This is a genomic window from Clostridium sp. LXY-7 (genome assembly GCF_056172015.1).
The window spans coordinates 613,542-633,547 of record NZ_JBLLJL010000004.1 but is presented as its reverse complement, the minus strand read 5'-3'; the positions used below and the strand labels follow the sequence as shown (position 1 = coordinate 633,547).

18 protein-coding genes are annotated in these 20,006 nt (G+C 29.7%); 7 read left to right on the top strand and 11 right to left on the bottom strand.

Annotated elements, in window-relative coordinates; genetic code table 11:
• Positions 1–567 precede the first annotated feature (567 nt).
• Positions 568–900, top strand: a complete 333-nt coding sequence (locus tag ACI48Q_RS16240; RefSeq protein WP_474920170.1) for a YmaF family protein — start codon at positions 568–570, stop codon at positions 898–900.
• A 136-nt stretch (positions 901–1,036) separates the two neighbouring features.
• On the opposite strand, the gene ACI48Q_RS16235 is transcribed toward ACI48Q_RS16240, so the two are convergent.
• The 5 genes from ACI48Q_RS16235 to ACI48Q_RS16215 form a co-directional block, all read right to left on the bottom strand.
• Positions 1,037–1,411: a phage holin family protein gene (locus ACI48Q_RS16235; protein ID WP_474920169.1), complete on the bottom strand. Its 375-nt coding sequence runs from the start codon at positions 1,409–1,411 to the stop codon at positions 1,037–1,039.
• A 789-nt stretch (positions 1,412–2,200) separates the two neighbouring features.
• On the bottom strand, positions 2,201–3,934 hold the full coding sequence (locus ACI48Q_RS16230; RefSeq protein WP_474920168.1) for a hypothetical protein: 1,734 nt from the start codon (positions 3,932–3,934) through the stop codon (positions 2,201–2,203).
• A gap of 220 nt (positions 3,935–4,154) precedes the next feature.
• Entirely contained in the window at positions 4,155–4,766 is a 612-nt protein-coding gene (locus ACI48Q_RS16225) for a TrmH family RNA methyltransferase (protein WP_474920167.1), read from the bottom strand.
• Positions 4,767–5,030: 264 nt separating this feature from the next.
• Positions 5,031–5,231: a hypothetical protein gene (locus ACI48Q_RS16220; RefSeq protein WP_474920165.1), complete on the bottom strand. Its 201-nt coding sequence runs from the start codon at positions 5,229–5,231 to the stop codon at positions 5,031–5,033.
• Positions 5,232–5,454: 223 nt separating this feature from the next.
• Positions 5,455–6,060, bottom strand: coding sequence for a DUF5105 domain-containing protein (locus tag ACI48Q_RS16215; protein ID WP_474920164.1), 606 nt, complete (start codon positions 6,058–6,060; stop codon positions 5,455–5,457).
• Positions 6,061–6,218: 158 nt separating this feature from the next.
• On the opposite strand from ACI48Q_RS16215, the gene ACI48Q_RS16210 reads away from it, so the two are divergent.
• Positions 6,219–6,704, top strand: a complete 486-nt coding sequence (locus ACI48Q_RS16210) for a permease (protein ID WP_474920191.1) — start codon at positions 6,219–6,221, stop codon at positions 6,702–6,704.
• Entirely contained in the window at positions 6,701–7,219 is a 519-nt protein-coding gene (locus ACI48Q_RS16205; protein ID WP_474920163.1) for a permease, read from the top strand. The genes ACI48Q_RS16210 and ACI48Q_RS16205 overlap by 4 nt, the downstream gene beginning before the upstream one ends.
• Positions 7,220–7,314: 95 nt before the next feature.
• Here the strand turns inward: ACI48Q_RS16205 and ACI48Q_RS16200 are convergent, their stop codons facing one another.
• The 6 genes from ACI48Q_RS16200 to ACI48Q_RS16175 form a co-directional block, all read right to left on the bottom strand.
• Positions 7,315–9,570 (bottom strand): HelD family protein, encoded by a 2,256-nt coding sequence (locus ACI48Q_RS16200; protein ID WP_474920162.1) that lies wholly within the window; start codon positions 9,568–9,570, stop codon positions 7,315–7,317.
• 5 nt (positions 9,571–9,575) lie between these two features.
• Positions 9,576–10,178 (bottom strand): TetR/AcrR family transcriptional regulator, encoded by a 603-nt coding sequence (locus ACI48Q_RS16195; protein ID WP_474920161.1) that lies wholly within the window; start codon positions 10,176–10,178, stop codon positions 9,576–9,578.
• 477 nt (positions 10,179–10,655) lie between these two features.
• Positions 10,656–11,063: a YbaN family protein gene (locus ACI48Q_RS16190; protein WP_474920160.1), complete on the bottom strand. Its 408-nt coding sequence runs from the start codon at positions 11,061–11,063 to the stop codon at positions 10,656–10,658.
• A 474-nt stretch (positions 11,064–11,537) separates the two neighbouring features.
• Positions 11,538–12,158, bottom strand: a complete 621-nt coding sequence (locus tag ACI48Q_RS16185; protein ID WP_474920159.1) for an HD-GYP domain-containing protein — start codon at positions 12,156–12,158, stop codon at positions 11,538–11,540.
• Positions 12,148–12,447: a DUF2325 domain-containing protein gene (locus ACI48Q_RS16180; RefSeq protein WP_474920158.1), complete on the bottom strand. Its 300-nt coding sequence runs from the start codon at positions 12,445–12,447 to the stop codon at positions 12,148–12,150. Before ACI48Q_RS16180 ends, ACI48Q_RS16185 begins: the two co-directional genes overlap by 11 nt.
• A gap of 279 nt (positions 12,448–12,726) precedes the next feature.
• Positions 12,727–14,583, bottom strand: a complete 1,857-nt coding sequence (locus ACI48Q_RS16175; RefSeq protein ID WP_474920157.1) for a glycerophosphoryl diester phosphodiesterase membrane domain-containing protein — start codon at positions 14,581–14,583, stop codon at positions 12,727–12,729.
• A 222-nt stretch (positions 14,584–14,805) separates the two neighbouring features.
• On the opposite strand from ACI48Q_RS16175, the gene ACI48Q_RS16170 reads away from it, so the two are divergent.
• From ACI48Q_RS16170 to ACI48Q_RS16155, 4 genes are all read left to right on the top strand, one after another.
• On the top strand, positions 14,806–15,498 hold the full coding sequence (locus ACI48Q_RS16170) for a response regulator transcription factor (protein WP_474920156.1): 693 nt from the start codon (positions 14,806–14,808) through the stop codon (positions 15,496–15,498).
• Complete coding sequence (locus ACI48Q_RS16165) at positions 15,495–16,754, top strand: sensor histidine kinase (protein ID WP_474920155.1); 1,260 nt, start codon at positions 15,495–15,497, stop codon at positions 16,752–16,754. Before ACI48Q_RS16170 ends, ACI48Q_RS16165 begins: the two co-directional genes overlap by 4 nt.
• A 95-nt stretch (positions 16,755–16,849) precedes the next feature.
• Positions 16,850–17,533 carry an ABC transporter ATP-binding protein gene (locus ACI48Q_RS16160; protein ID WP_474920154.1) on the top strand — a complete coding sequence of 228 codons (684 nt, stop codon included), beginning with the start codon at positions 16,850–16,852 and terminating at the stop codon, positions 17,531–17,533.
• The gene (locus tag ACI48Q_RS16155; RefSeq protein ID WP_474920153.1) at positions 17,526–19,931 is read left to right on the top strand and encodes an ABC transporter permease; all 2,406 of its coding nucleotides are present in this window, start codon (positions 17,526–17,528) and stop codon (positions 19,929–19,931) included. The genes ACI48Q_RS16160 and ACI48Q_RS16155 overlap by 8 nt, the downstream gene beginning before the upstream one ends.
• The last annotated feature ends 75 nt before the right edge of the window (positions 19,932–20,006 follow it).

Genomic DNA, 20,006 nt, shown 5'->3' with positions numbered 1-20,006 from the left:
AGAATACTCTTAGAACCTATGAATTCAAACTCAATAGGGCCGTTAGGTTTAAAGAAATTAAAATTTTAAAATCTGCATTATTGTTTATTTTCTTAAATTGACTTAGAAAAGCTTCTTAAGTTATTTAATTTATATTTGAATAATGCTTAAGTAAAATTTTATCACACTTTTATCTATAAATTCAATATATTTACAATAATATGTAAACTAAATGATTTACATACTAAATATTTTATTATATATCCTTATATGAAATTAAGTTTTCTCTTTAGTTAATAGTTCTATCATATTTTCTACCAGATAAGCTACTAACTTAGATATGAACCTCACATCTATCCAATCTTCCATAGCTTTATCTATATATAGTATTAGTTATCAACATTATGCACAATATGTTGTGTATAACTTAGTTCTAATAGCTCATGAAGTATATCTTCTAATGTATTGAACTATATATTCTATATTTAGCTATGTAAGACATTTCATATAATATAGTTGTACCATTCTGGTCTGTTTTAAATACTATATATTATACTATATATTATCAAAAATAAAGGAGGAGAGCTTATGGCTTGTCCTGAAGTAAGACAATTCCACGTTCATGAATTTTTAGGTAGTACTAGACTAGCTGAACTTGAGTCAGATGATGCTCACAACCACCGTTTCGCAGGAATTAGTAGCGAAGCAATTCCTGTTGGTCAAAGTCATGTTCACTTTATAAAAACAAAAACAGACTTCTTTGACCACTTTCATGAAATAAAAGTTACTACTGGCCCTGCAATACCTGTAGGTGAAGGAAGACACGTTCACTTTGCATCTGGAACCACCACTTGTGTTGATGACCATGTGCATCAGTTTATTTTTGCAACCTTAATTGAAGCACCTATATTTGTAAGTTAATAGCATTTAATTATATGGTAGTTTTGCACTTATTTTGTGTGAAGCTACCTTTTTAATATGATAATTTTATGAAAATAAAAGAACTCTCATATTTGAGAGTTCTTATTTTGTTAATTATTAAAACAATACTATACTCCTACATTACCCTTCCAGGCAATACCGCATCCAAGATTCCAATAACTAGAGCTGCTAATAATGCTCCTATAATAGATACACTCATATTGGGAACTAAAAATTGTGTTAAATATATTATTACAACAGCAATAATAAATCCTTTTACACCTTTTCCAATAGGGGATGCATCAACTCCCATGAATGATTCTACTAGATAGTCTAATGCAGTTATTATAACCGCGGCTAGTAAAAATGACCATAGCCCATTAATAGTAAACCCTGGTGTTAAAAATGATGTTATTCCTAAAATAACTGCAACTAATATTAGCCTTCCTATCCAACCAAGAAAACTACTGCTATTTGAACGTTTTCCTTCATGCTCTTCATTATGTCCCATTGAAATTCCTCCCTCTTTAAATTTTTTATTAGAACATATATAGTATGCTCATATAATCTAAAAATATAATAGTCAATAGCAAATACACATTTATTACTATTTATATTTTTAAAATGCATTTTGAATATTTTTATCACAGCACTCTATTTGAAATCATATACTGCACTATAGACTATATTGCGGATATACGTTTTTCTTTATTTATCCAATAATTATAGTTTTTAAAATTATGTTTATATCGACAATATTGATATTCTATTCATATATAATGCCTTCTTCGTTTTTTATGATATAAAAGAGGTTATCTAAAAAGTATTTTGAGTCGTAATTTTATTATATATTTTTGCAAGAAAACAAGATTCTATTAATATTTATTACCCGAGTAATAGAATTTTGCTTATTAACCAATCGATATTTGCAAATATAATTTATAAAATTACAATCATTTTATTTTTTAGACACCCTCTTCTTTTTTTTAATTAATTATCTTGTATTTTAATCCTTAATTCCTAATACAATAATCTTTTATAATAATCAGCAACTCAAATTTTCTTAAAATAAAAAAATATTTAAAATAGAATGTCATAAAAAAAGACATTAGCCACATCTAAATGTGTCTAATGTCTTAATTTTACGTAGTTAAAATATTATTATGATCTTAAGGTTGGTGTTTCATATCAATGTATATTATTCATTAATAACTAATAATGGTTTGAAGTATAATTTTAATTATTTTTGTTTTGCCTGATATGTTTTCCATATCAGGCAAAACAAATTTATTCTATAAAGTTATTCTCTTACAAATGCATCTAAATAACATAATGGAACTACTCTTCTAAAGTTAAATATAACTAATCCATCAAACAAACTAGTAACTATTTGATTGTTTATTGAATTCTCGCTAACCTGTATTTCAAGTTCATTATTTCCTTCTAGTTCTAAAGCATCCCTTAAAGCAATCAAATTTTCACACTCAGCTGGAGGTGGATTATCTGGAAGATTAACTACAAGATTTCTATTTACATTCATAGTTCCATTATTAATTGTTCCACCATTTACTGGGCTATCAAATAATAAAATAAATACTATATTGCAAATATTTATATTGTAGTATTCAGTACTTTCATTACCTTGTCTAACTCTAAATATTCCATTAATTACTGTAGCTGTACTATCAATTGTAATATTTATTTCATTGTCTCCTCTTAACAATACTGATGCATCAAAACTTCTTGGATTTTGTCCTGGTATTATTGATGGTACAGCATTAATTAATAGTATTAAGAACTCTGATAATCTTTGGCAACAATATCTATTACAATTAACTCCTGCAGTTCCCTGTGGGCCTGTTGGTCCAGTTGGACCTTGAGTTCCCTGTGGTCCTTGAATTCCTTGGATTCCTTGCGGTCCTTGCGGTCCTGTTGGCCCTTGGATTCCCTGTGCTCCTTGAATTCCTTGGATTCCTTGTGGTCCTTGAGGTCCTGTTGGTCCTTGGATTCCCTGTGGTCCTTGGATTCCTTGTGGTCCTTGTGGGCCTGTTGGGCCTGTTGGGCCTTGGATTCCCTGTGCCCCTTGAATTCCTTGGATTCCTTGTGGTCCTTGTGGTCCTGTTGGTCCTTGGATTCCCTGTGGTCCTTGGATTCCTTGAGGTCCTTGTGGACCTGTCGGGCCTGTTGGACCTTGGATTCCTTGTACTCCTTGGATTCCTTGCGGTCCTTGTGGTCCTGTTGGGCCTGTTGGGCCTTGGATTCCTTGTACTCCTTGGATTCCTTGCGGTCCTTGTGGGCCTGTTGGGCCTGTTGGGCCTTGGATTCCTTGTACTCCTTGGATTCCTTGCGGTCCTTGTGGGCCTGTTGGGCCTGTTGGGCCTTGGATTCCTTGTACTCCTTGAATTCCTTGCGGTCCTTGTGGGCCTGTTGGGCCTGTTGGGCCTTGGATTCCTTGTACTCCTTGGATTCCTTGTACTCCCTGTGGGCCTGTTGGGCCTGTTGGACCTGTTGCTCCTCGTGGTCCTGTTGGACCTGTTGGGCCTGTTGGACCTGTTGCTCCTCGTGGTCCTGTTGGACCTGTTGGGCCTGTTGGTCCTGTTGCTCCTCGTGGTCCTGTTGGGCCTGTTGGGCCTGTTGGACCTGTTGCTCCTCGTGGACCTGTTGGGCCTGTTGGCCCTGTTGGACCTGTTGCTCCTCGTGGTCCTGTTGGACCTGTTGGGCCTGTTGGTCCTGTTGCTCCTCGTGGTCCTGTTGGGCCTGTTGGGCCTGTTGCTCCTGTTGCTCCTGTTGCTCCTCGTGGTCCTGTTGGACCTGTTGGGCCTGTTGCTCCTCGTGGGCCTGTTGGGCCTGTTGGGCCTTGGATTCCCCGTGGTCCCCTTGGACCTGTTGGCCCTATTGGGCCCGTTGGTCCTGTTGGTCCTGATATTGGACATGGACATTGAGGTGAGCATTGACATTTATCTGATTTCATTAATAACAATAATGTGATTAATAAATTAAATTTTGATGATGAATTACGATTATCATAATACATATTCACTACGCACCTTTAACCTTTATAAAATTAGAGTAATTATACTCTAATACATCCTATGAAATAGGAATAATATTGTTTCCTTATTGGGACAAGTATTTTTCTATTTACTAAATGAGAAATTAAAGGGGCCGTTTCAAAATTTTTTGTATACGATACCCATTTTGAGACAGCCCCTTGAATATTTTACTCCCCTTTGTTATACACCTTAGATTCGCTATTATCTTTTTAATATTTCCTTATTCTTAAGAGCCGCCTCATATAGAATAATTGTTGTGGCAATGCCTACATTTAAGGAATCACATTGCCCTATCATAGGTATAGACACTCCACTATACTCTGTATCATACCATTTTCTAGATATTCCATACTTTTCACTGCCCATTATAACTGCAACTCTATTCTGATAATTCAACTCATAATATTCCTTATCCGCCCTTGTATCTGCTAATACAATCTTAAATTTATGTTTTTTAAGCCACTTTATTGTTTCTTCAAAGTTACTATCTATTATTTTAATTCCAAAGCATGCTCCCATACTACTCCTGATTAGCTTTGGATGGTTTAATCTTGTCTTCCTATTGTTAATTATCACCGCATCTATGTCTGTGGCATCTGCAGAACGCATAATAGTTCCTACATTTCCTGGTATCTCTAAGCCATCTAGCACAATAATTACATTATTCTTCTTTAAAATAATGTCATCAAATGAATTAGTTTGCATATAACAAACAGCTAATAATCCCTGAGGATTACCTTTCTCACTAATACTGAAAAAAACCTTCTTAGAAACAACAAATGACTCTTCTGCAACTTCTATGTACTTGTCCATAAGAATTTGAGCTTCAATTGTATAAATCTCTTCAATACAAAATATAAAATATTTTATCCTCAAGTTATTTTTCAAATATTGTAATATAAGTATAAATTTATGAATAATCTTAAGTTGTTGAGTTTAACTATCTACTACGTCAAATTTTAACCTTGAAATCTTGTGCAGTAATGATCTTGAGAAACTAAAATCTTATCTTAAATTTATAAAAAACAGCTCTAAATACTAGCATACATTAGTATTTAGAGCCACCTCTTAATAAAATTAAAAGTTGATTTTTTCAAGAATTTTTATACACTCCTCTGAAAGTTCAACATTTTTATCCTCAATAACCTTTGACATTTTTTCAGATACTTCTAAGTAATATTTTATTAAATCTTCTGGAGAATTATTTTTGAAATCAAAAGTTTTGGTCACATATTCTTTGGATAGCTCAGCAATAATTTGTTTTTCAAAATCTGACAACTATAACACCCCTTTTTAATAAATCTTACCATGTAAAGTAAAATTTTAAAAGATACCTCAGTGCTTAACTTAGATAAATTAGGAGAAACCTTTTATTAAGTAATATGTATCTTTAATAAGAATATTTAAAGTCACAATACTACTGTGATTGTGACTTTAAGATTAATATTATGAACTTAATATATTTTAATTATTTCTACTGTTTTACTTGTCTACAAAAATACTACTCACCAATATTTCCCATGTCCTTTATCGCATCTGTAAGTCCCCCAGTTAAAGCACTTTGTAAAGTTTCATCCATAGTTATTTTCCAGCCATCTTCATTCTTAGTAAGTTTAATATCTACAGTATTTGTCACTGTCTTATCCTGACTTTCTTTTAGTATATCGTTAAGAATTTGAGTTCCTTGCTCCTGAATTGCTTCCTCGGTTAATTGTTCACCCTCAGGTTTAAAAGCATTCTCAAATACTATTGCCATAGCTCTCTTAACATATTCTCCTATAACATTTTTCAAATCTATATTTGTAATTTCTGTCTTAACAGTTGCACTATTTTCTTCAACCTTTGAAGATACTATTTTATAGTCTAATTTTGCAAAGAACTGTTTAAGTAATTTCTCTGATTCCAAAGCATTCTCTTCATCTTCAGTATAATTTGTTAATTGATCATAGCTTAGATATTTTTCAATATTTTCTTTATCTAATGTTTTTACTGCCTTTAAAGCATTAGTAACAGCTTGATCAGGTGTCTCTCCTTTACTTCCACATCCAGTTAACATCACAGTTAACCCCATAGTTAATACAATTAATGTTGATAAAACCTTTTTCATGTCATACCCATCCTTTATTCTTATTTCCTGTCATATTATACTACAGAGCTCTGGTTATTTCTATCTATGAACACCTAAATACACATTTCTCTTCTCTTTCATATTATATTAGTAGAACTATTTTAAATTAATATCATTTGTTTTATGGAGGTGATTTTATCACTAGTTTAATTCTCTATAGTCTGGCTATAGTTTTATTATTAATTTCATATCTAAAAGATAAATCTCGTACTAAACAGGGCTTAAAGTTGTCATTAAAATCTTTTGAGAACATAATGCCTCAATTTTTAGGCATTATTCTTGTTATTGGAATTATTTTATCTCTTTTAAAGCCTGAGGTTATATCAAGGATAATAGGTCCTAATTCTGGAATTTTAGGAGTGTTGTTTTCTTCAATAATAGGATCTATAACTATGATGCCAACCTTTGTTGCATTTTCTACAGCAGATATGCTTTTAAAAAGCGGTGCTGGTTATGCACAGGTGGGAGCCTTGGTGTCTACCTTAACTTTAGTTGGCATAATCACCTATCCTTTGGAGAGTAAATATATTGGAAAAAAAGCTGCCTTTCTTAGAAATTTCCTTGCCTTTATATTTTCCTTCTTAGTAGCCTTAGTAATTGGAAAGGTGATGGTATTCTTATGATTAAGTTAATAAGTAAAAGATATGCTTTTTTTATTTATACAGCTATAGTAACTTTAGGTATACTAATCTTTAATCTGGATTTAGGTCTTGACGTATTAGAAAGTGCTAGCTCAAGTTTTCTTCAAATGCTAGCCGTACTACCGCCTATTATGGTTTTATTAGGACTTATGGATATGTGGATTCCTAGAGAAACTATGATGAAATATATGGGACCAAACTCTGGAGCTGTGGGGATATTTTTCGCTATGCTTATAGGTTCCTTAGCTGCTGGTCCTATGTACGCTGCTTTTCCCTTTACCATAGTGCTACTTAAAAAGGGAGTTAAATTTAGTAATGTAATAATATTTATGAATGCTTGGTGTGTAACAAAAATTACTACCCTCTTATTTGAGATATCTGCCTTAGGTTTCGATTTTACTATTTTAAGGTTACTTATTAATATTCCTGGAATCATTCTAATGGGATATTTAGTGGAATGGCTTATAAAGAAAGAAGATATTCCATCACTCTTATAAAAATCATGCTATTATACAAGGCTTTGTTTTAAACGAGTGTTAATTTCACAGCTATATTAAAACAAAGCCTTGTATAAACAACATTTTTATTTAAACTATGTTAAGCTACTTTTATCATCTTCTAAATCTAATAAGAAACTACTTTTATCTCCAACATGAAATAAAGCTAGTTTATGAAGAGCTCTAGTACATGCTATATATAAAAGTTTCTTATCATACTTTGTTTTATAATTTAAATTATCTGTTCCGTAGACTATGACTGCATCAAACTCCAATCCTTTAGCCATACAAATTGGAATTATCATAACTCCACTCATAGTATCTTTAGTATTATCATCAATAGATATAATCTCTATTCTGTTCCTTAATCTTTCGTAGAGTTCATTACTCTGCAACCTGCTTTTACATATGATTGCTATAGATTCATAACCTAAGCTTTTATAGTTATTTATGATTTCAATTATGGAATCATCTAGCTCTTCAATTCCCTCCTTAGAAATTATTACTGGAGGCTCTTCATGTCTTTCAAAGCATTCTATTTCACTTCCACCTTCAAGAAAATTATTACTAAAAGAACTTATTTCATATGAACATCTAAAGCTTTTAGTCATAGTAACTGTTGCTGTCCTCTTCTTATCTAATATGCTTTTAATATCATCATAAAGGGATGAATCTGTATCCTTTTCTATAGTTTGATTTATATCACCTAAGATAGTGTACCTTGAGTTTCTAAATAATACTTTTAATATTTCAAAATGAATTGGGTAATAGTCCTGAGCCTCATCCACCACTACCTGCTTAATGTCTTTGTATCCGCCATATCCAGTAAGCTTAGCCTTTAGATATAATAGTCCTAGAGCATCTTCATATCTTAAAACTTCTCCATTTATATTATTGAAATCATCTAATATTTCTTCAATATTACTAGGAAGTTTTAATCCTGCTGCAAGCCTATAAAATAACTTTTTATCTTTTAATAACTTTCTATAAAGGTACATATAATCAATTTCTGTAAACTTACGAATTTCCTTAAGTAACTTAGTACTTTCCTTTATTGAAATAAGCCTTGCTAAAGATTTTATCTCAAATTGATGCTCGGGATATCTACTTACAAAAATCTGTAGCTTTTCTAATCTTTTTTTTCTAATTGGATTTATCTCATCTAATATTCTAGCTTCAATTATTTTTAATCGTTTTGCTATGGGAATATTTATACTATCTTTTAATAGAAATACCTTAAGCAAATGCCTCTGAGCAATATATTCCCCATTATAATAAACATCTCTAAACTCTATTAGTCTATGCTCAAAATAATCTATAAACCTATTAAGAATAGTTACAAATTCTTTAGAGCATTTAAATTCCATAGTTGACTTAATCCTCTTTTGCTCAACTTTATTTTCACAAGTTATGACTTCTTCTAAAGTTTCATTCTTAGATTTTATGGATATTTCTCTATTGAAAAGCTCTGAGAAGATATTCTCAAAGGTTATATTTGAAATATTCTCCTCCCCTAGCTCAGGAAGAACCTCTGATATATATTTCCCAAATAATTCATTAGGTGAGATAATCACAATATTATTAGCATAAAGTTTAGTTAAAAGCCCTTGATACATTAAAAAAGCTACCCTATGCAGAGCTATTGAAGTCTTACCACTTCCAGCCACCCCTTGTACAATTAATAATTCACTTTCAATATCACGGATTGCTATATCTTGCTCCCTTTGAATAGTTTCTACAATAGTTTTCATCTTTGATGATGTATTTTTAGATAGTACACTTTTTAAAACATCATCAATAATATTTAAACCTGAATCAAAAAAATATTTCAATTTACCATTTTTAATTTCATATTGCCTTTTCAGTGATACTTCACCAGTTATTTCACTCTCTGGTGCTTCATAGACTACAGAGCCTAGTTCATATCTATAAAATATACTTGCAATAGGTGATCGCCAATCATAAACATAAGGTTCATAATTATCCTCATCCATAAGATTAAACAATCCAATATATATTTTCTCCTCAGTACCTCCTTGCTCTGTAAAATCTACTCTTGCAAAATAAGGTTTATTTAACATCTTATTATATTTAAATATTTTTTCTTCTATTTTTCCATAAGTTGAGGCTTGAATCTGAATAATTGATAAATTCTGATTAATGTCTGATAATCTATCAACGTCATCAATAAAATGCACTGTATTTTCCCACATATATTTGTTTTTATCAATTAATTCTTTTCTTTCTTTAGCTACTTTAGTTAACTCCTGCTGTAAATTCTTTTTTATCAGTGACAAGGTATCATCAAGATATAAATTTTCATATTTTAATTCTTCATCATAATTACTCATAAAAACTATACCTCCGAATTTAATAAAAGTTTCATAAGCTTAATGGACTCTGTAACAACATAATCCTTAAAATCTAATTCTTCTTGTATAAGACCTCTTTTTGCAATATATATTGAGACTTCACCATGAATATAGCAATGTACATTATGTATTGCATATCTAATTTTATTTTTATTAGGTGCAAAACCATAAATTCCATTCCATATATTCTCAATGACATCTACAAACGCATCGACTGTCTTTACAGTTGCAATATTATCTTCTTCTGGACGCTCCCCCTCTAGTATTTCAAACCAAGCTAGTCGGAACCAACCTTTATTATGAAGAGGAAACTCTACAAATTGAGTAAAAAAATACTTTAATTTTAATTCATCTTCATCACTCTTTAATAATTCTTCATTCAGTTCCTGTAAGAATATTTCAAGTACCTTTATATGTGTAATCCACAATAAATCATCAAAGGAACTAAAATAATTGTATAAATTTGTATGTGAACAACCTAAATTACGTGCAACTTCACGAAGATTTACACTCCTTATATTCTCTTTATCCCTTATTAAAATAAGCGTTTGTTCAATTATTTGCTCTTTTGTAATACCTTTTTTCATATATTTCACTTCCTATTAAATATATTCCCATATATAATTATATTGCCACTGGTAATATAATTATACTCTTTAGTTTTGTAAATTCAATTAAACTTTATTTATTTCCTAAATCGTACTAAAATATGGTTCTACATAGATTGTAATATGACCATTTGTATAATTCACAAACTTAATTTAAACCTATATATTTTAATAATAGGCTTTGTTTTAAACAAGTGTTGATTTCAGAACTATATTAAAACAAATCCTAAATAAACAATATTTTTATTTAAACTATGGTAAGCTACTTTTCTCATCTTCTAAATCTAATAAGAAACTACTTTTATCTCCAACATGAAATAAGGCTAGTTTATGAAGAGCTCTAGTACATGCTATATATAAAAGTTTCATAAACTTAATAAAAAATTCCATAAAAAAAGGATACTTACTATATCCCTATAAAAACTATTATAAATCTCTTATTTATTCTTACTATTCTTAGTTTTTTACCACTTCTACTTTCTCTACCTTTTCTACTTTTATAGTTTTAATTTTAAATATGAAATAATATGCTTTACATAATATAACTCCTATTAGTGCTATTCTCATTATAGTATTATCTATAAGTATTAAGGGTATGGCTATCATTGTATCAGCAAATAGTAAAATAATTATTTTTCGCTTTAGCGTCATGGCTTTTTCTCTTATGAAGCTCTCTAAGTGCTTTTTATATATTTTAGTTCCTCTAAACCAAAAATCAAATCTTTCCGACCCTTTAACAAAGCAAAAAGATGCCAATAATAAAAATGGAGTAGTTGGTAACACTGGAATTATTACTCCTATGGTTCCTAGTAAAAAAGCTATCAAGCCTATACCTACATATAATACCTTCTTTATTTTATTCATTTAATTATCTTCCTCTCTAATCACTTCTTATTAATTTTAATAAAATCAATTCTTTATAAACTCTATTAATTTATTGATCACTTGACAATCATTATCAAAAACTCATGAAAATTATAGAGGATTATTGTTTATCATAATCCTCTATACGGCGTTGTGTTAGTACTTTTGTATACAAAGACTTTGAATATATACTTTTAATGTATATTCTAAATTAAATGGTAAAATGTATAGTTTAGACTTATATAATAAATTTTATAGTAAACTTAGTTAAATGTCATCATCAATCTTAATTAAATTTATGTAGAATGCAATAATTTTAAACAGAAATAATAGCTTTTTCTAGATAATCTTCGCCTATTCTAAATCATGTATATATTAACTTTTATTCTCAATATGCAAATTGAGGTTCATAATTGTATCTACAATAAATGTTAAGAGCCTTTTCTCTCCTCAAAACATCTTAAAGTCTTACAATCATGAACCTCTAAATTCTAAAAGTTCTTTTGCAAAATCCGAATTATTTTCAATATAATTAACTAGTGCTGGATCAAACATAATTCCTTTATTGATTATTACTTCTTCCATACACCTTTCAAAGCTCATGGCTTCCCTATAGGGTCTATCTGACGCCATGGCATCAATGGAGTCACATATTGCGATTATCCTAGAACCGAATGGAATGTCATCTTGAACTAATCCACTTGGATATCCCTTTCCATCCCATCTCTCATGATGATGCAGAACTATTTTACTTATATCCTTTAACTTACTAGACTTGCTTAAAATATCAAAGCCTATTTTAGGATGCATTTTTATATACTCCATTTCATGTGGCAAAAGTTTTCCGTTTTTATTTAATATCTCATCTGGCACTCCTATCTTACCTATATCATGAAGATGAGCTGCTATGTGAATGTTCTCAAGCTCATGTCCCTTAATTTTAAGCTTTTTCCCAAATTCATGAGCCATAAACGCCACTCTCTCAGAATGTCCACTGGTATAACTATCCTTAGCTTCAAGTGCAGTAACTAAGCTCTCAATTATATCATGATAGATTTGTCTTTCTCTAAACTTAAATATTTCCCTAATTAACATTGGAAATCTCTTTAATACACTGTTGTATCTTATTTTCCATATGTATCCATGAACGTTTAGAAAAAGCCACTTTAATTCCCTGTCTTTTAGATTCCTTTTTAATAATCTCCGTAAGCTGATGCTCTACAAAATCCACTAAAATAACTACTAAATCTGTATGTTGAGAAATTTTTATGTTTCTATCTCCGCTCTTTCTTCCACTTATATGTCTTATATCAGAAAATCCATTTTCTGATAACTTCTCTGTAATATTACCTAGCCTATCTCCTCCCACAACTAGAACACTCATAATATTTCCCCTTTCATATATATTTTTTTATTAAAGCCTTACTATCTTTCAAGCTATATTAACTAATATTAAAACATTCCATTATTGATATTGATTATCATTTACTTTAGAATATACCATACTCCTGCTTCTTTGTAAATAAGAATATTCCAACAATTATGTTTGACACTTTATAACTAAAAATAGCTGTGTAATAAATTATTACACAACTATTTTTATTAAATTTATTAACTAGTATATAGTTATTTTAAACCTTCTTTTTAAATTTACACTATGTATTTATATCTTCACATATTTTATTATTGAATTTACACCCTCATAAAACCATGTTAAGTAATTAGCATCTTTTCTTGCCTTTAAACTATCCGAAACCTGTTGAATAATCTCCACAGAATCCGTAATAATATTATCTGCTCCCAACTTTATAGCATCCTCTGCTCTTTCGCTATCATTTACAGTCCATACATGTACCTCTTTACCTAAAGCATGCATAGCATAGACTAATTGTTTATTAAGCATTTGATATTCTACAGATATAAAATCCACATTTAATTTTGTAAAGTCTCCTATTCCAAAGGTTAGTATATATCCTACTTCAATTAAAGGATTAATCTCCTTAACTTGTTGAACGCTCTCATAATCTAAGGAGGATATTACAATATCATCTTCCATTCCATACTCATGTACTAGTTTTATCACCTGCTTTGCTAAAGTATCTCCTTTTTTCATAGGCTTTAGTTCAATATTTAACTTTATCTTTCCTTTTGCTAAAGACAGTATTTCTCTTAGAGTAGGTATTTTTTCATCCTTAAATTCATTGCTAAAGTAAGAGCCATTATCTACAGCTTTAACCTGTTCTAAGGTCATATCTTTTATACTTCTACTAGTTCCATCTATTCTTTTTAAAGTACTGTCATGAAATAACACCACTTCATCTTCTTTGGTTGTCATTACATCTATTTCTGCATAATCTGCTTCTTCCTGAATTGCATTTTTTATTGAAGATATGCTATTTTCAGGTGCGCTTAAGCTACTTCCTCTATGTGCAGTAATAGCTATATCTTTATCAACTACCCTATCAAATACAGCTGATATTCCCATAGCACCTACCATAATTACAAAAATGGCTCCTATTATTATGGTAAATATTTTACTATTTCTGCTAATAAATTTGTAAGCTTTTTTCCCTTCATAATTAGACAATGAAGTAAAAACTCTCTCCTCTACCTCATAGCATCTATATGTATAATATAATTCCACTAAAAAAGAAATAAATATAGGTAATGTCATTATAGCGATAATACTGTACCCCACTAAAAATACTATTAGCGATATTAAGGTAAATCCACCTGATATAATGCTATTCTCTCCTAATATTGAGATTATAATAGTGCCAACTCCCATAAATATCATCATTAATATGGCTTGTAGTGCATTGTATATTACTGTCCATGAAACTATATATGCCAAAATTTTAAATTTACTTTTTTTATATATCTTAATACTATTTTTAAAGGCTTCCTTTAATTTAACTTTTTCAATTACCATAGCAGGTATTGATAACACCCATCTTAAAAGTAAAAGTACAATTATCAAGTTGAATAATCCAAAGACTATTATTCCTCCTATAGATTTAAAAAGTTCTATCTTTATAAAGGATGGAATTGTAAGATTCTTAATTAGTGAATTATATAATCCTATTCCCATCAATGGTCCTATAACCCCTGATATAGCTATCAAGAGCACCATATGTATACCTATATTTTGTGGCAATATTTTTATAGAATTAAGGCTTCCTTCTAATAGACTTACACTTTGTTGTTTATGAGACTTATTAGCCATATATGTTAAAATTCCTATCTCTATAAAAACTGCTATAAAGGAAACTAACACTATAAAAGATAGATATATCAATCCTTCTATAGTTAATCCAAACTTCAGCAAATCCTTATTGGTTATGTTGTATACCCCTATATTTCCCATAAATTTATTTAAGATAAAGTAGTTTATAGGAATAAAAATAAATATGGCCAGCAATTTATATAAGATTTCAAAAAATATTACTGATTTAAAATTGCATCTAAAGTTCTTATAAGTATTTATAATAAGACCTTTACTTTCTTTTTTTATATCCATAGCTGCCTCCTATAAAATTCTTTCCTTACATTTTATACTTTATCTTTGACTTTGTAAAATTATACTCTTATAAAATGCTATGCTATAAAAAGAAAGCTTCTGGACCTAGGTCAATTGTTATCTTCTTGATTCCATATTTTAAGATATTAAGTGATCATGGTTTTTTTTCACTTTATTTACTATAATGAAAAAAGAGTAAGTTAAATTTTCTTGGAGGTTTTTATGAAAAATATATTGTTAATAGAAGATGATGAATCCTTAAATAGTGGCATAAGTTTTATGTTAAAAAAAGAAGGCTATAATGTATTCCCAGCTATGAATATAAAAGAAGCAGCGGAATTTTTTTATAATAATATAATACACTTAATCATATCTGACATAAATCTGCCAGATGGAGATGGCTTATGCTTTTGTGAGGAAATCCGAAAAACTAGTGATGTGCGTATAATGTTTTTAACTGCTTTGGACCAAGAGGTTAATATAGTAAATGGTTATAATATAGGTGCAGATGATTATATAACCAAGCCTTTTAGCTTAATTATTTTCATATCAAAGGTAAATGCAATTCTGAAAAGGATAGACGATAGTTCTAGTTCTAAATACTTAATTAGTAAGAGTGTTATCTTCTCCTATGAAGATATGAAAATCATTAAAAATAGAGAAGAAATTATTTTAAGTAAAATTGAATACAAGCTTTTAAAATACTTAATGGAAAACAGTAAACAAATCTTAACTAAAGAACAAATTTTAGAATTTATATGGGATTCTGAGGGTCAGTTTGTTTATGATAATGCTGTTGCTGTTAACATAAGAAGATTGAGAGAAAAGGTGGAGGAAGACCCTGCAAATCCTAAGTATATAAAAAACATAAGAGGTGTAGGATATATTTGGACAGAGGGATGTGTAAAACAATGATTAAAAGTATATCTCGAGAGCCTATGTTAAATAAAATAACTCTAGGAATAAGTATGTGTTTTTTAATTTCAGGTATTATTTTAAATCTCTTCCATATAGCACAGTTAAATAATCTTTATAAGGAGGAAATGGCATTAACTCAAAGAATTGTTGGATGTATACTAAATAATTACCCTGAAGCAGAACTGTCTGTAATGCAAGCTATAAAAAATGCAGATGAAGCTTCTCTTTCTAAAGGAAGTGAAGTTTTATCTAAATTTGGTTATAAAGAAAGCTCCATTTTTCAGGATGAAAGTTTTAGTAAACATGCTTATGATTCCTTTAAAGTATTTGCCATAATCACCACTATAGTAATAACTCTAAATTTTTTAGTATTAAATAAATTCTTTAAGTGGATACTTTCATTATTATTTAAAATATCAAACTATCTAGATAACTTCATGGATAATAATTATAAAATCTGCGATCCCATAGAAAATGAGGGTTTATTTTCATATGTATTATGTAAACTAAGCAATTTAGGTAAAAAATGGGATATAGAATCTCATAAATTAACTTTAGAAAAGGAAAATTTAAAATCCTTGGTAACAGATATTTCCCATCAATTAAAGACCCCTTTAGCTTCTCTTAATTTGTATAATTCTATTCTACTTCAAAACGGAATTTCAGAGGGTGAAAGAGCTGATTTTTTAATAAAAAATGAAGCCTCTATTACTAAGGTCCATAATCTCATTGATGCACTAGTAAATATATCTAGATTAGAATCTAACCTGATAAATATAAATCCAGAATACAGTAGCATAAAAAATACTATTATAAAAGCAATAAATAGTGCCTATGTTAAGGCCATGGACAAAAATATAAACATATCCTTAGAAGAATTTGAAGATATAAAAATATATCATGATATAAAATGGACAGAGGAGAGTATTTTTAATGTTTTAGATAACGCTATTAAATATACTCCTATGGATGGAAATATTGTAGTAGCTGTTTCCTCTACAATAAACTATTTAAGAATAGATATAAAAGATAACGGTATAGGAATAAATAAAGAAGAAATAAATGATATATTCAAAAGATTTTACAGAGGAGAAAATAAGACTATAAAAGATATTGAAGGCTCAGGAGTAGGCTTATATCTCACTAGGAAGATATTAGAAGAACAAGGTGGAAATATAATTGCAACTGCAAATACTGATATAGGAAGTACTTTTTCTCTATTGTTGCAAAAATGCGAGACTGGTTGTAATTAAGATGAAATACTCCTCTATTATTATAGAAGTATGAGATGCAGTACGTAAATAACTTTAGCGTTCTGTTTAGCTCTTCATGAAAGGAGTAATTCAAAATGAAAGTATTAGAAACTAAAGATCTTAAAAAATATTATGGTGAAAATGAAAATATAGTTAAAGCTATAGATAATAATTCCATGGAGATATATCATGGGGAGTTTGTTGCCATTGTAGGTAAGTCTGGCTCAGGTAAGAGCACCCTATTACATATGTTAGGTGGTCTAGATAGACCTACAGATGGAAAGGTATTTATAGATGATAAAGATATTTTTTCTTTAAGTGATGATTCTCTAAGCATTTTTAGAAGAAGAAAGATAGGCTTTATATTTCAATACTATAATCTTATATCTAGTTTAAATGTATGGGAAAACATAGTATTACCCTTAGGCCTTGATAATAAAAAAGTAGATAGGAACTTTATCAAGGAAATTATAACTACTTTAGGACTTGAAGATAAGATTGAAAGCTTACCTAATACCTTATCTGGAGGACAGCAACAAAGGGTTGCCATAGCTAGAGCCCTAGCTGCAAAACCAGCTATAATTCTTGCTGATGAACCTACTGGAAATCTAGATTCCAGAACTAGTGATGAAGTTATGTCCCTTTTAAAGGCCATGGTTAAAAAGTATTCTCAAACCTTAGTTGTTATAACTCATGATGAAACAATTGCTCAGATGGCTGATAGAGTAATTATAATAGAAGATGGTAAGGTGGTAAAAGGTGGTGCTATAAATGAATAGCATGATTAAATCTATTGTAAAAAGCAACTTAAAGGAAAATAAATTAAAAAACATCTTAATTATAATTACTGTTGCTTTAACCACTTGTCTATTATGTTCAATTGGAATAATAACCTATACCTCTTTTAGATATTCCAAAGATAACGCAATTAAAAATTATGGAAATGCACATGGCTATTATAGAAAACTTGAAGAGGCAGATATTTCTAAATTAAAACAGCATAAAGATATAGAAACTGTAGGCGAAAATAGTTTTGTCATAGGCAAACAAGAGGTTGATAATGCCTTGCTTACTCTTATGTACATAGATGAAACAGCTCTTACTCTTTCTAATATGAAATTAATTGAAGGTGCTATGCCTAGTGAAGAAAACGAAATTGTATTAGATGAATTTATTTTAAATAAGTTAGGTTATAAGAATAAAATAGGCGAAAAAGTCAAATTAAATTATAATGATATAAATAAAAAATTTATGGAAAAAGAATTTATCTTAAGTGGAATTTTATCTAAAAATGAAACCAGTGAAAGCAATAATGCCACTGTTGGCATAGTCTCTAAAAAATTCCTATCTGTAGAGAATTATGATTCTAGACTTAAAGCTTCTGTAAGAATTAAAAATGAAGACAAGCTATCTGCTAGTGAAATAGAAGCTAAACTTGAAGAAATAGCTACTGATTTTCAAATACCTAAGGATAATATTCAATTCAATTCAATGTATCTTTCCCTTACAAGACCTGATCCTTCAACGATAATTGGTGCTGCTACTATTGCTTTAGTAGTTATGATTTCTTCAATCCTAGTTATATATAATATTTTTTATATCTCAATAATCAATAAAATCAAAGAGTTTGGAAAGCTTAAAGCTATTGGTGCAACAAAAAAACAACTTAAAGCTATAATTTTAAGAGAAGGTATGATTTTATCAATGATTTCAATCCCTATTGGGATACTCTCTGGTTATTTATTGAGTAAACTTATAGTAAGTAATATATTTACGGCTTGGGGAGCCCCTATAGCTTATGTCAGCCTGCCTATACTAATTGGTGCTGCATTTCTTACTTTAGTTACCATGTATCTATCATTACTTAAACCTATGAAGATAGCTTCTAAAATTTCTCCTATAGAAGCCATTAGATATACTAATAGCGATAAAGAATCTTCTAAAAAAACTAGAAGTGGTTATATAGATTTAAATATTATGAAACTAACTAAGGCAAATTTTGCTAGAAATAAACGTCGTACCTTTCTTACTTTATTATCCCTTAGCTTAAGTGGAATATTAATCATGACAGCTACCTCTGTCTTTTCAAGTGTAGATACAAAAAACTATGTGAGACAAGGTATGGCTGGAGATTTTCAATTCAGAATGAAATATTCTAGCTATGATTTTGACAAAGAATATGGAGAGTTTATTAAAAATAATCCTTTAAACGAAAATTTTATAAATACAATTAAAGCTATAGATGGTGTAAAGAATGTACATGAAATAAGAAAATTCAAGGGTACTATTCCTAGTACTGGAAAACATGCAAAAGAATATCCTGATTCTAAGGATTCAGAAATTGAGCTTGCTGGTTATACTGATGATATGCTTAAAGCTTTAGATTTAAGATTATTAGAAGGTAAACTAGATTTAGAAAAAGTTAAAAGTGGCGAAGAAGTAATTGCAACAAGTAATATTCCTTATTGGTTTGACATTCATGCTGGAGATATGGTTACCCTTACTTTTAATGATGGAAACAGTGTAAAAACTAAAAAAGTAAAAGTTCAAGCTGTAACTGATTTGCATTATGGTGGAGATTTTATAACCTCAATTGATCTTCTAAAAAATCCTGAAAATTTAAATTATAATATGGGTATTAGTATAGATGTTAACAATGGCAAAGAAGAAGAAGTTGAAAAAATATTAAGTGAACTTTCCACTAATTATAGAAATTTAAACTATACATCATTTGAAAAAGAATTAAAGCAAGCTAAAAATTCATTTTTCTCTTTAAACTCCATGGCTTACAGTTTAGTTGCTATACTTGGTGTTATTAGCTTAATAAACTTAATAAATACAGTAATTACTAGTATCATTTCAAGAAAAAAAGAAATTGGTACACTTCAAGCTATAGGAATGACTGATGTTCAGCTTCTAAAGATGTTAAAACTAGAAGGTCTGTTCTACACTTTAGTAACATTATTTTCCTCTCTAGTTCTAGGAGGCACCTTTGGTTATTTAGGTTATTTAGCCTTCTATAATAGTGGAGCTACCTATGCAGTTTATAAATTCCCATTAATTCCAGCTATAATTCTTGCAACTGTTATGCTGATAGTTCAACTATCTTTGGGAAAAGTAATAAATAAAATGTTTAAAAAGGAGTCTTTAATAGATATAATTAGATATAGTGAATAATCACTTATAGCTAGAAATTATGAAATAAATTACTTTTCACTCTGTTTTGACTTCTAATTTTTATTAGACAATATT

What these genes read in the sequence shown, in the direction of transcription:
- ACI48Q_RS16235 (WP_474920169.1), bottom strand. Translation starts at nt 1,411, where the DNA reads ATGGGACATAATGAAGAGCATGAAGGAAAACGTTCAAATAGCAGTAGT.
- ACI48Q_RS16165 (WP_474920155.1), top strand. Translation starts at nt 15,495, where the DNA reads ATGATTAAAAGTATATCTCGAGAGCCTATGTTAAATAAAATAACTCTA.
- ACI48Q_RS16195 (WP_474920161.1), bottom strand. Translation starts at nt 10,178, where the DNA reads ATGAAAAAAGGTATTACAAAAGAGCAAATAATTGAACAAACGCTTATT.
- ACI48Q_RS16215 (WP_474920164.1), bottom strand. Translation starts at nt 6,060, where the DNA reads ATGAAAAAGGTTTTATCAACATTAATTGTATTAACTATGGGGTTAACT.
- ACI48Q_RS16205 (WP_474920163.1), top strand. Translation starts at nt 6,701, where the DNA reads ATGATTAAGTTAATAAGTAAAAGATATGCTTTTTTTATTTATACAGCT.
- ACI48Q_RS16230 (WP_474920168.1), bottom strand. Translation starts at nt 3,934, where the DNA reads ATGTATTATGATAATCGTAATTCATCATCAAAATTTAATTTATTAATC.
- ACI48Q_RS16185 (WP_474920159.1), bottom strand. Translation starts at nt 12,158, where the DNA reads ATGTTAATTAGGGAAATATTTAAGTTTAGAGAAAGACAAATCTATCAT.
- ACI48Q_RS16170 (WP_474920156.1), top strand. Translation starts at nt 14,806, where the DNA reads ATGAAAAATATATTGTTAATAGAAGATGATGAATCCTTAAATAGTGGC.
- ACI48Q_RS16190 (WP_474920160.1), bottom strand. Translation starts at nt 11,063, where the DNA reads ATGAATAAAATAAAGAAGGTATTATATGTAGGTATAGGCTTGATAGCT.
- ACI48Q_RS16240 (WP_474920170.1), top strand. Translation starts at nt 568, where the DNA reads ATGGCTTGTCCTGAAGTAAGACAATTCCACGTTCATGAATTTTTAGGT.
- ACI48Q_RS16175 (WP_474920157.1), bottom strand. Translation starts at nt 14,583, where the DNA reads ATGGATATAAAAAAAGAAAGTAAAGGTCTTATTATAAATACTTATAAG.
- ACI48Q_RS16200 (WP_474920162.1), bottom strand. Translation starts at nt 9,570, where the DNA reads ATGAGTAATTATGATGAAGAATTAAAATATGAAAATTTATATCTTGAT.
- ACI48Q_RS16160 (WP_474920154.1), top strand. Translation starts at nt 16,850, where the DNA reads ATGAAAGTATTAGAAACTAAAGATCTTAAAAAATATTATGGTGAAAAT.
- ACI48Q_RS16155 (WP_474920153.1), top strand. Translation starts at nt 17,526, where the DNA reads ATGAATAGCATGATTAAATCTATTGTAAAAAGCAACTTAAAGGAAAAT.
- ACI48Q_RS16180 (WP_474920158.1), bottom strand. Translation starts at nt 12,447, where the DNA reads ATGAGTGTTCTAGTTGTGGGAGGAGATAGGCTAGGTAATATTACAGAG.
- ACI48Q_RS16225 (WP_474920167.1), bottom strand. Translation starts at nt 4,766, where the DNA reads ATGGACAAGTACATAGAAGTTGCAGAAGAGTCATTTGTTGTTTCTAAG.